Raw genomic sequence first — 13,467 nt, 5'->3', positions numbered from 1 at the left:
GTCACGACGATCATGACCACGATCATGACGACGACCACGAGGAAGAAGAGGGCGGGGTGGTCATCGACCTAAAGCAGACCCGCTATGACCTGCGCGGCGGCCTCGACCTTGATCTGGGCGTCTTCAACCAGTTGAAGGTCTCGGCGGGCTATGCCGACTACGAGCACGCCGAGGTCGAAAATGGCGTCGTCGGCACCCGCTTCCTATCGGATGGTTGGGAGGCCCGCGCCGAACTGGTGCAGGTCGAGCGCGACGGCTGGCAAGGCGCGGTCGGCTTCCAGGCCCTGTCGCGGAACCTCGATGCGGTGGGCGACGAGGCCTATGTGCCTTCCACTGAAACCAAGGAATACGGTGTCTTCACCCTGCAGCGCCTCGACCGCGACACCTGGGGCGTCGAGGGCGGGTTGCGGCTCGACCATCGCGAACTGAAGACGCCGGACATGTCGCGCGATTTCACCAATGTCTCGGCCAGCATCGGCGCTTTCCTGCGCCCGGCCGAGGGCTGGTTCCTGGGTCTGAGCGGTTCGCGCACCAGCCGCGCGCCGACGGAGGCCGAACTGTTCGCCAATGGCGCGCACGCAGCTACGCGCGGCTTTGAGGTCGGCGATCCGGACCTCGACTCCGAGGTGTCCTACTCGCTCGACGCCACCGTTCACTATGGCGCCGGTCCCTGGGAGGCCGACCTTCATGCCTTCGCCGTGAAGTATGACGGCTTCATCGATTTACGGGCCACCGGCACGGAAGATCCGGCCAGCGGCTTCGCGGTCTACGACTATCTGCAGACCGACGCCGAGTTCTACGGCGCGGAGGCCGAAGTCTCCTACCGCCTGTGGCAGGACGGCGATCGCAGCTTCTCTCTGGAAGGCGCGGCTGACTATGTGCGCGGCGAGACCGATCTGGGCGTGCCGGCCCGCATCCCGCCGTGGTCGGTCACGGGGCGCGCGGTGTTCGATGGCGGCTGGTGGACCGGCAAGCTGGAGCTACGCCGCGTGGCCGAGCAGGACCGTGTCGCCGAGTTCGAGCTGCCAACCGACAGCTACATGATGCTGAACGCCTCGCTGAGCGCCACGCCGTTCGACGACAAGAACCTGAAGCTGTTCGCCGAAGCGCGGAACATCAACGACGCCGAGGCGCGCGAACACGTCTCGTTCCTCAAGGACCTCGCGCCCTTGCCCGGCCGCAACTTCCGGATCGGGGCTGGGTACAAGTTCTGAGAATGATCAGCCGGTCACGGGCTCGGCCTTCGGGAAGGTCCACCGGTGCTCCCGCACTTCGGCGCGCGGGCGATAGAGCCGCACGAGATAGTTCCAGCCAGGCGAGGTCGGCACGCAGTTCGGAATTTGATCGTCGCATCCGCCGAACTGGACCGTGATGGAGCCGTCAGCGCTCTTCTTGGCCGTGATGCTGTTGATCGTATAGGCGTTGCGGCTGTTCGGCTCAAAGTAGCCGGCGGCGTTGTAGACGCTAACCGACCAGAAGCCGTCGACCGGCACGTCCTGGACCGTCAGCCGATAGACTGTCTCGCCGTCGTTCCGTTCGGGCGTGTCGCCGATGTACATTGCCTCGGAGTCCGGGTTGCCGCCCCAGCCCGCAGCCGCGCCAATGAGGCGGCGAATGGGGTCGACCTCTTCGCGGGACCCGAAAGCGTGCTCAAAGCTCGATAGACCCGAGGCGAGGACCTTCAAGGCGTCCCTAGACCGTGTCAGGCTTGCTTGATCCCAGGCCGGCAGGTCAACAGCGCCGATGCCTGCCTGGGTGACGGTGACAGCGTCCTGCAGCCGATGCACTTTTCGGAGGTCAGCCTCGTCGGCAGGGTCCACCAGCGTTCGAACGAGCGCGGCGACGTACCGGGCGCCGATGTCAGCCTTGGTCAGGACGCACTGGGCCGGCGCGTGCTCGACGCTATGGGTGTAGTGGTCTTCATCGATGATTTGCAGGGCCATGTAGCGGACACCGGCGTCGGGCAGCGTGATCGTCACGTCGCCGGCGTCGAGGTCAAAGAGCGCCTGACTGTAAAGCGTGTCGCGATTGAGCCTGACGATGTCCTGCTTATCGATCGACGCTGGTTCTCTGACATGCACGAACTTACCGAGCGCGCCGTTCTTCGCGAAGCTGGCAAAATAGTTGTCGGTTTCGGCGCGCGCGAAATTGTCGACGTTTACTAGCAGGGACATCTGAGAACTCTTTGGTTGATGCTTGGAGCCTCATCACAGAACCGATGGGAGGTCGCATCAATCGGCAGAAACCCTGACTTGAATCCGTGCCAGCCCTCAATCGTCAATCGAGGTGACGGCAAGCGCGCCAGACACAAAAAATCCCTCCCCGGGGCGGGGAGGGATTGAATGTCGTCCGGGTGCCGATGGACGGCCCTTGAACTGAAGCTCTAGGCTTCCTCGGTCTCACTCGGCGGGCTGCCTTCGCCGCCCTCGAAGCTGCGCGGAGCGCGGCGACGACGAGCCTTGGGCTTTTCTTCACCCTCGACAGCGGGAGCAGCCTCGGCCTTGGGGGCCCGAGGCGCGCGCGGAGCCTTCAGGAAGGCTGGCGCATGGCTTTCGCCGCCATCTTCGTCGCGCAGAACCGGGGAGGCGCGCTCTTCGCTGGGAACCAGCGGCGAGGCCTTCGGTTCGACCACGGCCAGCGGGTCGCGCTCAGGGCGCTCTTCGCGGTCGCGGCGGTTTTCGTAGCGTTCGCCGCGCGGGCGATCCTCGCGCTCGGCCCTCGGGCGATCATCGCGCTGGCGCTCTTCACGGGGACGGTCCTCGCGAGGACGATCATCGCGGGGGCGCTCGTCGCGAGGCCTGTCGTCACGCGGGCGGTCGTCACGGGGACGCTCGTCGCGCGGACGATCATCACGCGGCCGCTCATCGCGAGGTCTGTCGTCGCGGGGGCGGTCGTCGCGCGCGTCGCGTTGACCTTGGTTTTGCTGGTTCTGTTGGCCGTCGCGCGGGCGGTCATCACGCCAGCGGTCGCGGCCGCGGCCTTCGAAGCGATCATTGCGATCGTTGCGGGGGCGGTCGTCGCGTTGGCCGCCACCTTGACGGTCGTCACGCGGGCGGTCGTCGCGGGGACGATCGTCGCGCCAACGCTCAGCGCGGGGCTGCTGCTGTTGCTGCTGGCCCTCATTTTCGTTGTTTTCGGAGTAGGGCTCGCCCGACGCCTCGGCTTCAGCCACGGCCGCCGCCTGGGCGCCGCTCTCGTCCTCGAAGTCGATCTCGAAGCCGCTGAGGTTCTCGCGGCCGATAATCTCGGCGGCGGGTTTGGTCGGCTGCATGGCGCGCACGACGCGGAAATAGTGCTCGGCGTGCTGCAGGTAGCCCTCGGCGAGCACCCGGTCGCCAGCCGACGACGCGTCGCGGGCGAGCTGCTGATACTTTTCGAAAACGTGCTGGGCGTTGCCGCGCACCTTAACGCCGTCGGGACCGTTCGAATCGAACGACCGGTTCGCGTTTTGCTGCTGCGGCTTGCCGCCACCGCCGCCGCCACGATTGCGGCCGCGCTGGCGCTTCATACCCTTGAAATCTCTCATTCTTTGTGTCCGCCGCCGCTTCGGTCTCGCCGATAAGCGCGCGGTCTATCCTCTCGCCTTGGTCGGGCAAATCGCCCGTCAGTCCATGTTGAAGACGTAAGTGTTCCCCGTCGTCCGCCCGGACCTTGAGGCACGAGACACGCTAGGCCTGCGCGCCTGCCGAGCCGGCTGTCCGTCCTGATTTACAGGTCGGCCTAAACCTCTAGCACCGGCGAATTGGGTGGAGACAGGACAGAGACTTAGCGATTCAGGAGCCGGTTTCCAAGGGGTTTTTCACGCCGACCACAACGCGGTCATTGGTCGACAAGTCCTTGATGGTCCAGACGTCGCCGGCGCCTGCGTCATTGAACAGCGCCTCGACCGCGTCCTTCTGGTCGTAGCCGATCTCCACGGCGAATAGGCCGCCAGGCTTCAGGACGCGCAGGATCTCCGGAGCCAGGTGGCGATAGGCGTCCAGGCCGTCCGCCCCGCCGTCCAGGGCCAACCGTGGCTCGTGGTCCTTTACCTCCGGCTGCAGGGTCTCGATGACCTCGCTGGCGATATAGGGCGGATTGGAGACGACGACGTCGAAGCTGGCGTCGGCCAAGCCCTCGGTCCAATTGCCGCGCATGAAGGCGATCTGCGAGGCTAGGCCCAGATTGGCGGCGTTCTCGCGCGCCACGGCCAGGGCTTCGTCGGAAATGTCGGTGGCCAACCCCTTGGCCCTGGGCCGTTCGGCCAGGATCGACAGGACGATGGCGCCGGAGCCGACGCCAAGGTCGAGGATCTGGAAGGCGGTGGTTTCCCCGGGGAATTTCTTCAGGACGTAGTCCACGATCACCTCGGTGTCGGGGCGCGGTGTCAGCACGTCGGGCGTCACCGACAGCATGATCTTCCAGAAGCCCTTGCGGCCGAGGATATGGCTGACCGGCTCGCGGCGTTCGCGGCGGCCCAGATAATCGGCCAGGCGCTGCTCCTGCTCGGGGGTCAGGGCGCGATAGGGATCGGTGACGATGTCGGCGCGGGTCGCCTCCGCGGCGGCCTCGACCAATAGGCGGGCGTCGATCACCGGCCCTTCCAGCCCCGCGGCGTCGAGCCGCGCCTTGGCCGATTGCCAGGCTTGCAACAGGTTCAGGCTCATTGCGCAGGCTCCATCGTCGGCTCGGTGCAGGCGTCGCCCACGGCGATCGGCCCCGAATCGGTGACGTGGACATAGATGCCCAGGTTCATGTGGCCGTAGTTGTCGAACAGCGCCTTGACGACGTCCATGTCGCGCTCGGCCGTGACCGGATCGACGTGGGTGGCCGCGCAGCGGACGATGGGCTTGTACACCTTGGCGCGGGCGAAGCCGACCATCAGCTCGCGCCCGGCCCACTCGTTCTCGACCCAGGCGGGCCAGCCCTCGACCAGGACGTTGCCCCGAAAGCGCAGGGGATCGACCGGCCGGCCCATCTTGGCCTCCAGGTCGCGGATGCTGGCCAGGTTGATGATTGAGACGTGACCCAGCGGGTGGTCCATGAACCGGTGGCCATCGGCGGAGATGACTTGCAGTGGCCCGGTCGCTTCCTCGCCGAGCAAGGTGGTGAGCCAGCTGGCGAAGGCCGCGCGGCCGTCGTCCTGCGAGAGCATGCCTGAAAAGTCGTGCTGACCCGGCGCGGTGGCGGTCAGGGTCGCGCTGGCCTCGTCATAGGTGGTGCGGGCCTTGGCGACTTCGGGGATGGCGGCCAGCACCGTGAACTTCTGCTTGGGAATGAAGCCGGGCGCACCGGGGTCGAAGCCGGAGGGGCCGTTTTCCACCGCGTACAGCCGGTCGCATGGGAAGGGGCCGCCGGCCGTCAGTTCGGCGTGGCTCAATCGCTCGGGGGTGAAGCCCTTCACGGGATGACGATAGAGCGCTGCTATGTGACCGGTCATAGGCCCTGGTACCTGCAAGTCTGGCGGGGGGACAAGCAGCATATGATTTGGCCGGGCGTGCGGCGAGCCCTTGCGTCTTGGCGGGCGGCGCTATTGGATCGCGCTCGGAACGCGCGTCTGTCTTGAGTGTTCTTGCAGCTCTGGCGTGGGGTCCGAAGTGTGAAGCGGCCATCAGTTTCGGTACAGTCGGTCACCTCGCTGCTTAGCCGGGCCGCGCCGTGGGTCGGACTGGCCGTGGTCACCACCCTTTGGCGGCGCAGCCTGCGCGCCGCGCCGCGGTCCGATCTCGATCTTGAGCCTCAGGCCACGCCGGAGGTCTTCGAAGCCGCTGAGCCGGGGCGGGGGCGGCTGGCCGGGTCGCCCTACCACATACCTCTGCGCGGCTGGCGAGACATCCTGTGGCGCACGTTCAAGGAGATCGAACGTGATCGCCTGCCGGCCGTGGCGGGCGGCGTCACCTTCTACAGTCTGCTGGCCCTGTTTCCGGCCATCGGGGTGTTCGTCTCGCTCTACGGCATCTTCGCCGACTTCGAGGCCATGCACGCCCAGTTGTACGAGATGTCGAAGGTCATCCCGAGCGAGGTCGTGAACATCATCGGCGACCAGATGCTGTTGCTGGCCAGCCGCCCGCAGGCGTCCTTGTCGGTGGCCTTTCTAGTCAGCCTGTTGTTGTCGCTATGGACGGCGAACGCCGGCATGAAGGCGCTCTTCGACGGTCTGAACATCGCCTATGGCGAGCGTGAGAAGCGTACCTTCATCAAGCGCACCGCCCTGTCCTACGGCTTCACTTTCGCGGCCCTGGTTTTCCTGGTGGTGATGACCGCGATCCTGGTCGCCGCGCCGGTGGCGCTCGCTCGTGTCGGGCTCTACGAACTCGCCGTCATTTGGGTCCCGTTACGGTGGATGATCCTGGTGGCCATGGCGGCGGCCGCCTTCTCGTTCATCTACCGGTTCGCGCCCTGTCGGGCCTCGCCGCGCTGGCGATGGGTCACCATTGGCGGAGCTTTCGCGGCGTGCCTGTGGCTAGGCGGGTCGCTGGTTTTTTCTTGGTATATCAACAATATCGCCCACTTCGACGTCACCTATGGCGCGCTGGGGGCGGTGATCGGTTTCATGATGTGGATCTGGTTCTCGGTGATGGTCGTCCTGCTGGGCGCGGAACTGAACGCCGAGATCGAACACCAGACCGCGCGCGATTCCACCACTGGCCCGGAGCAGCCGCTGGGCGCGCGCGGGGCGGTCATGGCCGACAATGTCGGCCGCGCCTTCCATGTGAATTTCGGCAAACTCAGGGACCAGGCGATGGACGACGGCCGTCGTCAGGTCCAGCGCGTGCGCGGGATCCTGAAGCGTTAGGACCCATCAAATTCGTCATGGCCGACTGCTTGTGTCGGTGATGACGATGGGGGGCTCCGACGCGGCCCGCCGTTAGTTGAACTCGTCTTCCAGGGCCGCCAGGCGGGCGGCCTGATCCTCGGCGATCAGCGGGTTGATCACGTCGTCCAGCGCCTCGCCCTCGATCACCTTGGCTAGGTTGTAGAGTGTCAGGTTGATGCGGTGGTCGGTGACCCGGCCTTGCGGGAAATTGTAGGTGCGGATGCGCTCGGAGCGGTCGCCGGAGCCGACCTGGCTCTTGCGGGCGTCGGCGCGGGCGGTGTCGAGCGCTTCGCGCTGTTGATCATAGAGTCTGGCCTGCAGCACCTTCAGGGCTCGGGCGCGGTTCTGGTGCTGTGACTTTTCCGACGAGGTCACCACGATCCCGGTGGGAAGGTGGGTGATGCGGACGGCGGAGTCGGTCTTGTTGACGTGCTGGCCGCCGGCGCCGGACGAGCGATAGGTGTCGATCCGCAGATCGGCGTCGCGGATCTCGATCTCGACGTTCTCGACCTCGGGTAGCACCGCGACGGTGGCGGCCGAGGTGTGGATGCGGCCGCCGGCCTCGGTGTCGGGCACGCGCTGCACCCGGTGGACGCCGCTTTCGAACTTCAGCCGACCGAACACGCCGTCGCCAGTGATCGAGGCGATGATTTCCTTGTATCCGCCGACCTCGCCCTCGGAGATCGAGTCGATCTCGACGCGCCAGCCACGGGTCTGAGCGTAGCGCTGGTACATGCGGAACAGGTCGCCAGCGAACAGCGCCGCCTCGTCGCCGCCGGTGCCGGCGCGCACTTCCAGGATCGCCGAGGCGTTCTCGTCGCGGTCCTTGGGGGCGAGCAACAGGGCGACTTCGCGCTCCAGCTCAGGCAGCCGGTCATTGAGGGTCTGGAGCTCGTCCTGGGCCAGGGACGCCATCTCCGGATCGCCGGCCTTGGCCATCTCTTCGAGTTCAGGCAGCTCTTCACGGGCCTTGGCGACGGCCATCACGGCGTCGGCCACCGGTTTCAGCTCGGCATGCTCCTTGGACAGGCGCACGATCTCGGCGCCTTCGGTGGCCGCGCTCATGCGCGCCTCGATCTCGCGGAAGCGGTCGAGGACCTGATCCAATCTGGCCTGGGGGAGACGCAAGCGGGTATCCAGTCACGGGTGAATGTGGGGACGCTTCTCTAGCGTTCCGGAGCGCCATTGCCAAACGCCCAACGAAAAGGGCCCCCTCCAGCAGGAGAGGGCCCTTCAAGTCCCGCTTGCGCGGAAAGGTCTTAGGCGCGGACGCCCGAGAGCGGGGCGTTGCCGAAGGCGCCCAGCTTCACGTTGCCGGTCATGGCGTCGCCGGCCACGGTGGCGGTGAACTCCAGGGTCATCGGCATCGGCTGGCTGATCGAGCTCGACCAGGTCAGGGTGTCGCCGGCGACCTTGCCCTCGATGGTTTGATCGCCCATCCGGCCGGACGTCTTGCCGGTGAAGGTGTCGCCGCTCGTGGTGATCGAGGCTTCAACCTCTTGAGCGCCCATCGGCGATTGAATCGTGATCTTCCAGTTGCCGTCTGCGGACATGATGTTTCTCCCTGGTTTTGGATGCGCACCTAACCAAGGCTGCGAACGCGACGCAAGAGGTGACGGGGGAGTCATCTTTGACAATGTGCGAATTCGAAATCGCACCGGCGCGCGGCTTAAGTCTGGGGAGCTTCTTCGCTCAGGGGGAAACCCACGTCCCGCAGGGCGCCGACCAGGCTGACGACCCGATCATAGACCTCGTTGGCGCCGTCCATCATCTCACTCGAGGTGAAGACCGCGCCTGGCACGACCAGTCCGCACGGAACCTGTTCGACGAGGCCGATCTCGATGAACATCGCCAGATAGCGGTCGAGGATGTCGCGCGGTGCGCCCAACGATCGCTGCAGCTGGTCATAGGTGATCGGCTTGCTGGTGCTGTCGGGACCGATGGTTCGCAGGCTGGTGTAGCGCTCGTCGCCGACCAGATGCTCACCGTTCGCGCTCCAGATGCTGGTGAAGACCAGCAGGGCGAACATGTCGCCCTCGTGCAACTGGGCCAAGGACCGCAGCGCCTTCAGGATTTCCAGCGTGGTGACACGCAGCACGGCGCGACGATTGTCGGCGGCTTGGCTGGACAAAAGACTCACAACTGCTCCTGGCGCGTCGGTGGTTCAGGCGTCGCCGAAGCTGAAACCGGCGTTCCGCATCGCGGTCACCATGCCCACCATCCGGCTGTAGAGGTCGTTGGCCCCGTCCACCATGCCTGGCTGGGTGAAGACAGCCGACGGCACGACCAAGCCGGCGGGTTTGCGTTCCACAATGCCGTTGGCGACCATCTTCTCGACATAGGCGGTCAGGATGTGGTCGGGCATCGGCGCCGTGCGGCGAAGCTCCTCCATGGAAATTGGCCGACGTTGGGCGTCCGGCGGAATGCTTCTCAACGGCGCGTAGCGTTCGTCGCCGATGATGTGCTGGCTATTCAGCACCCAGATCGCGGTGAAGACGAAATACTCAATGATGTCATCATTGTGCGCCGGCGCCATGGCGGTCGCGATACGCACCATTTCATGGCCGACAATACGCACGATGGCCCGGCGATTGTCCGCCGGTGCGGGGGTTACGGTGGTCACGACAAGCACCTCGGAAATGCAATCGAGGCCTAGTTAGCGCGCTTAAACGTAACAGTTGATGAAACTGAATTCGCGCGACGCGCGAATTATTCGGCGGCCTGAAGGGCCTCGTCCTGGACCTTGGCGAGTTCGGCGGCCTTGGCCTCCACCAGTTCGACGATGTGGTCGACCATCTGGCCATTGTCCATCTTGTGGTCGGGCTTGCCGGCCAGATAAATCATGCCCGCGCCCTTGCCGCCGCCGGTGAAGCCGACGTCGGTCATCAGGGCCTCGCCGGGGCCGTTCACCACGCAGCCGATGATCGACAAGCTCATCGGCTGGGAGATGTGCGCTAGCCGCTGCTCCAGGATCTCCACCGTCTGGATGACGTTGAAGCCCTGCCGCGCGCAGGACGGACAGGCGATGATGTTCACGCCGCGATGGCGCAGGCCCAGCGACTTCAGGATGTCGAAGCCGACCTTGATCTCCTCGACCGGATCGGCCGCCAGGCTGACCCGGATGGTGTCGCCGATGCCGGCCCACAACAGCGAGCCCATGCCGATGGCGGACTTCACGGTGCCGTTGCGCAGCGCGCCGGCCTCGGTGACGCCGACATGCAGCGGGCAGTCGATCGCCTCGGCCAGTTGCTGGTAAGCGGCGACGGTCATGAAGACGTCGGAGGCCTTCACGCTGATCTTGAACTCGTGGAAGTCGTTGTCCTGCAGGATGCGGGCGTGATCGAGCGCGCTCTCGACCATGGCGGCCGGGCACGGCTCCCCGTACTTTTCCAGCAGATGGGGCTCAAGGCTGCCGGCGTTGACGCCGATCCGCATCGAGCAGCCATAGTCGCGGGCCGCCTGGATCACGTCGCGCACCCGGTCGGGCCGGCCGATATTGCCCGGATTGATCCGCAGACATGCCGCGCCGGCCTTGGCCGCCTCGATGCCGCGCTTGTAGTGGAAGTGGATGTCCGCCACGAGCGGGAGCCTGGACTCCTTGGCGATGGTCTTGAACGCCGCGGTCGAGGCTTCATCGGGGCAAGAGACCCGCACGATATCGGCGCCGGCCTCGTCAAGCTGACGGATCTGCTCGAGGGTCGCGGCGGCGTCGGCCGTCAGCGTATTGGTCATCGACTGCACGGTGATCGGGGCGTCGCCGCCGACCTCAACGTTACCGACGCGGATCTTACGCGAGACGCGCCGGTCGATGGCGCGCCAGGGACGGACGTGGGTGTGGTCTTGGACGGTCATGGCCTGGGAAAATAGGGCCTCGCGCGGCAAAATGCGAGGCCGCCGTGCAGGTCAGCCAATGTCCTTGCCAGGCTCAAGGCCGCCATCCAGCAGGCACTGCCAGACGCCCTCCGCATTCTCGGCGAACTTGAAGAGGTTCAGGTCCTCGGCCGCGACCATGCCCTCGGCGACCATGGCGTCGAAATTGATCACCGAGCGCCAATAGGCCTCATCGAACAGCACCACCGGGATGGCCGGTGATTTTCCGGTCTGGCGAAGGGTGAGGATCTCAAACAGCTCGTCGAGCGTGCCGAACCCGCCGGGGAACACCACCAGGGCGTTGGCGCGCATCGCTAGGTGCATCTTCCGCATCCCGAAATAGTGGAAGCGGAAGGTCAGCTCGGGCGTCGAATAGGGGTTGGGAAATTGCTCGTGCGGCAGGGTGATGTTGAAGCCGATGGAGGGGGCGCCGACATCCGAGGCTCCCCGGTTGGCGGCTTCCATGATGCCCGGACCGCCGCCGGTGGCGATGACGTTGTCGCGCGGCTTGCCGTTGGACAGGATCGCCCCGCCGCGTTCCGAGGCGATGCGCCCGAATTCCCGGGCCGCGGCGTACCAGCCGGGATGATTGCCGTCGCCGGTTTCACCCACCCGGGCGCTGCCGAACACCACGATAGTCGAGCGCACGCCCCAGGCCCGCAGCGCCTCGTCGGCCTTGGCGAACTCCAGCAGGAAGCGCACGCCGCGCATCGAGTCGCCGAGCAGGAAGTCCTCGTCCAACGCCGCCAGGCGGTAGGAAGGGGAAGCCAATTGCGCCGTATTGGCCAGTTCCCGATCGATCGCGTCTTCGCCTGTACTCATGACTCTACTCTCTCAAAACACACTCGGCCCCAGCTTCGCCGCCAGGGCCGGGCAAGACAATCGACCGATCTCACCCCTAGCGGGGAGTATCGGCGCCGAAGCGCTCGTCGTGATCGGTAAGGAGGCCTAACCGCCCGTCAGCTTCGACGGCGAGACGGTGGGCGAGGGCAGGAGGCCCTTGGACTGGCCGTCCACGAACACCTGGAAGGCGTGCGCGTCGGTGGTGTCGATGGTCAGGCCGCCCAGGTTCGGCACGCGATAGGCTTCGCCCGCCGCCAGTTGCCGAGCAAAATAAACTACGCCGCCGGCGCCGCGCACGATCAGAGAGCCGCCCTTCAGAGCCTGGACCGTCACCGCCGACGCCCCGGGCTGGGCGCCATAGACCGTGCCCTTGGGAATGAAGGTCGGCGGCAGCGGGCGGACCGGCACGGCCGGTTCTGCGACGACCGGATTGGCGGCGGCGGCTTTGCGCGCGGCGATCACCGAGTCTGAAGAGCCGTCAGCCGCGGTCGCCGCGGCCAGGCCCGGCGTCTCGTAGGCGTCGGGCGTCGTCGACTCGACCGGCGCGGGCAGCGGCGCGCCGAGCGACACGGGACCGGCGGGGGCGCCCAGCTTGGCGCCGGCCATGGCCGATTCCGGCGCTCGATGAGGCGGCGGGGCGTCTTGGCTCATCGCCCGTTGGGCCACGTTCCACAGGATGATGGCGACGAGCACCAGCAGGCCGGCCCCGACGATCAGGGTCAGGCGGGGGTCCTTGGTTTCGCTTACCCCGATCGGCGCGCGAAGGGCGTTGTCGGTGAGGGGTTCTTCCCGGCGGAAGCGGTCAACCGCGGCTTCGCCGTCCAGGCCCAGGGCGTTGGCGTAGGCGCGTACATAGCCGACGGTGAACGGCCGCGACGGCAGCTCATCCAGCCGCATGTCTTCGATGGCCGCCAGGTAGCTGCGACGGATTCGCGTGGAGTCGGCGAGATCTTGCAGGTTGAGACCGTGGAACTCGCGGACTGCTTTCAGAGCCGCGCCAACATCGAGGCCGGCATCGAGGGTAGGCGTCAAGGAGTCGTGACGGTTCGCTTCGCGATCACCGTCCATCTGTAAATGCAGACCTGTAACCCCGCCAGTATCGAGCGGCATGGCTACCTAGCGCCCCTTGCTAGAGTTACGATTTTAAGGCGAAATGACGCGCCGACGACGTTACTGTCTAGATTCTAATATTGTGTTGTGGGTATCACTCTAGGCGTCGGAATTCAATGCGCTATTCAGACGCGGAGCGTTGTTCGCCGGCTTTCGCGTTGCGAATTCTAGATGGCCAAATACAATTTCCGCGCGAGCGTCTCGATCTCGTTGCGAATAGTTCCGGCCGAGCCTCGGATCAGGGTTTGGACCCCTCGGCGGGCCGCTTCGCGGTCGCAGGACAGCACCATCTGCTTGACCGGCCCGATGCCGGCTGGCGGCATGGACAGGCGGTCGAAGCCGAGCGCCACCAGGACGAAGGCTTCGAGCGGCCGGCCGGCCATCTCTCCGCAGACCGACACCGGGGTGCCGGTCTCTTCACAAGCCTTCTGGATGGTCTCCAGCGCCCGCAGGGCGGGCGGCGAGAGGAAGTCATAGCGGTCGGCCACCCGCGGGTTCCCGCGATCGGCGGCGAACAGATACTGCATCAGGTCATTGGTGCCGACGCTGACGAAATCGGTCATCGGCAGCAGGGCGTCCAGGTGCCAGATCAGCGACGGGGCCTCGATCATCGCGCCGACATCCAGGCGCGAAGGCGCGGGGCGGCCGCGGCGCTGGGCCCAGGCGACTTCGTGGTCTACCAGGGCGCGGGCGGCGCGGAACTCGTCCACGCTGGCCACCAGCGGGAACATGATGCGCAAGGCGCGTCCGCGAGCCGCGGCGATCAAGGCGCGCAGTTGCAGGCGCAGCAGGGCCGGGCGATCCAGGCCCATGCGGATGGCGCGCCAGCCGAGGGCGGGGTTCTCTTC

General features: G+C 66.0%; 14 protein-coding genes. 2 read left to right on the top strand and 12 right to left on the bottom strand.

Annotation, left to right across the window (positions count from 1 at the left end):
* Window positions 1-1,214, top strand: a 1,214-nt coding sequence (locus Q7T84_RS20555; RefSeq protein ID WP_304812891.1) for a TonB-dependent receptor, incomplete at its 5' end; no start/stop codon positions are given.
* A gap of 6 nt (window positions 1,215-1,220) precedes the next feature.
* Here the strand turns inward: Q7T84_RS20555 and Q7T84_RS20550 are convergent.
* The 4 genes from Q7T84_RS20550 to Q7T84_RS20535 all read right to left on the bottom strand — a co-directional run bounded on the left by Q7T84_RS20550 (window position 1,221) and on the right by Q7T84_RS20535 (window position 5,419).
* Entirely contained in the window at window positions 1,221-2,174 is a 954-nt protein-coding gene (locus Q7T84_RS20550; protein WP_304812889.1) for a DUF1254 domain-containing protein, read from the bottom strand.
* A 209-nt stretch (window positions 2,175-2,383) separates the two neighbouring features.
* On the bottom strand, window positions 2,384-3,526 hold the full coding sequence (locus tag Q7T84_RS20545; protein ID WP_304812887.1) for a DUF4167 domain-containing protein: 1,143 nt from the start codon (window positions 3,524-3,526) through the stop codon (window positions 2,384-2,386).
* Window positions 3,527-3,773: 247 nt separating this feature from the next.
* Window positions 3,774-4,646, bottom strand: coding sequence for a peptide chain release factor N(5)-glutamine methyltransferase (gene prmC, locus Q7T84_RS20540; protein WP_304812884.1), 873 nt, complete (start codon window positions 4,644-4,646; stop codon window positions 3,774-3,776).
* A complete protein-coding gene (locus Q7T84_RS20535; protein WP_304812881.1) occupies window positions 4,643-5,419 on the bottom strand; it encodes an MOSC domain-containing protein in 777 nt (258 codons plus the stop codon). Before Q7T84_RS20535 ends, prmC begins: the two co-directional genes overlap by 4 nt.
* Window positions 5,420-5,578: 159 nt before the next feature.
* Between Q7T84_RS20535 and Q7T84_RS20530 the strand changes: the two genes are divergently transcribed.
* Window positions 5,579-6,775, top strand: coding sequence for a YihY/virulence factor BrkB family protein (locus Q7T84_RS20530; RefSeq protein WP_304812878.1), 1,197 nt, complete (start codon window positions 5,579-5,581; stop codon window positions 6,773-6,775).
* Between the two features lie 72 nt (window positions 6,776-6,847).
* Here Q7T84_RS20530 and prfA read toward each other — a convergent pair whose 3' ends face one another.
* The 8 genes from prfA to Q7T84_RS20490 form a co-directional block, all read right to left on the bottom strand.
* The gene (gene prfA / locus Q7T84_RS20525; RefSeq protein ID WP_304812875.1) at window positions 6,848-7,924 is read right to left on the bottom strand and encodes a peptide chain release factor 1; all 1,077 of its coding nucleotides are present in this window, start codon (window positions 7,922-7,924) and stop codon (window positions 6,848-6,850) included.
* 131 nt (window positions 7,925-8,055) lie between these two features.
* Window positions 8,056-8,349 carry a hypothetical protein gene (locus Q7T84_RS20520; protein ID WP_304812872.1) on the bottom strand — a complete coding sequence of 98 codons (294 nt, stop codon included), beginning with the start codon at window positions 8,347-8,349 and terminating at the stop codon, window positions 8,056-8,058.
* Window positions 8,350-8,465: 116 nt separating this feature from the next.
* Window positions 8,466-8,936, bottom strand: a complete 471-nt coding sequence (locus tag Q7T84_RS20515) for a hypothetical protein (RefSeq protein ID WP_304812869.1) — start codon at window positions 8,934-8,936, stop codon at window positions 8,466-8,468.
* Between the two features lie 24 nt (window positions 8,937-8,960).
* Window positions 8,961-9,419 (bottom strand): hypothetical protein, encoded by a 459-nt coding sequence (locus Q7T84_RS20510; RefSeq protein WP_304812866.1) that lies wholly within the window; start codon window positions 9,417-9,419, stop codon window positions 8,961-8,963.
* Between the two features lie 86 nt (window positions 9,420-9,505).
* Window positions 9,506-10,648: a flavodoxin-dependent (E)-4-hydroxy-3-methylbut-2-enyl-diphosphate synthase gene (gene ispG, locus Q7T84_RS20505; RefSeq protein ID WP_304812864.1), complete on the bottom strand. Its 1,143-nt coding sequence runs from the start codon at window positions 10,646-10,648 to the stop codon at window positions 9,506-9,508.
* A gap of 51 nt (window positions 10,649-10,699) precedes the next feature.
* On the bottom strand, window positions 10,700-11,488 hold the full coding sequence (locus Q7T84_RS20500) for a TIGR00730 family Rossman fold protein (protein WP_304812861.1): 789 nt from the start codon (window positions 11,486-11,488) through the stop codon (window positions 10,700-10,702).
* 126 nt (window positions 11,489-11,614) lie between these two features.
* Window positions 11,615-12,619, bottom strand: coding sequence for a RodZ family helix-turn-helix domain-containing protein (locus tag Q7T84_RS20495; protein ID WP_304812858.1), 1,005 nt, complete (start codon window positions 12,617-12,619; stop codon window positions 11,615-11,617).
* A gap of 167 nt (window positions 12,620-12,786) precedes the next feature.
* Window positions 12,787-13,467: putative PEP-binding protein (locus Q7T84_RS20490; protein WP_304812855.1), on the bottom strand; the 681-nt coding region annotated here is incomplete at its 5' end.

Origin of the sequence: Phenylobacterium sp. (assembly GCF_030654915.1) — a bacterium.
Lineage (GTDB): Bacteria > Pseudomonadota > Alphaproteobacteria > Caulobacterales > Caulobacteraceae > Phenylobacterium.
This window is presented reverse-complemented; position numbering and strand designations above follow the sequence as displayed.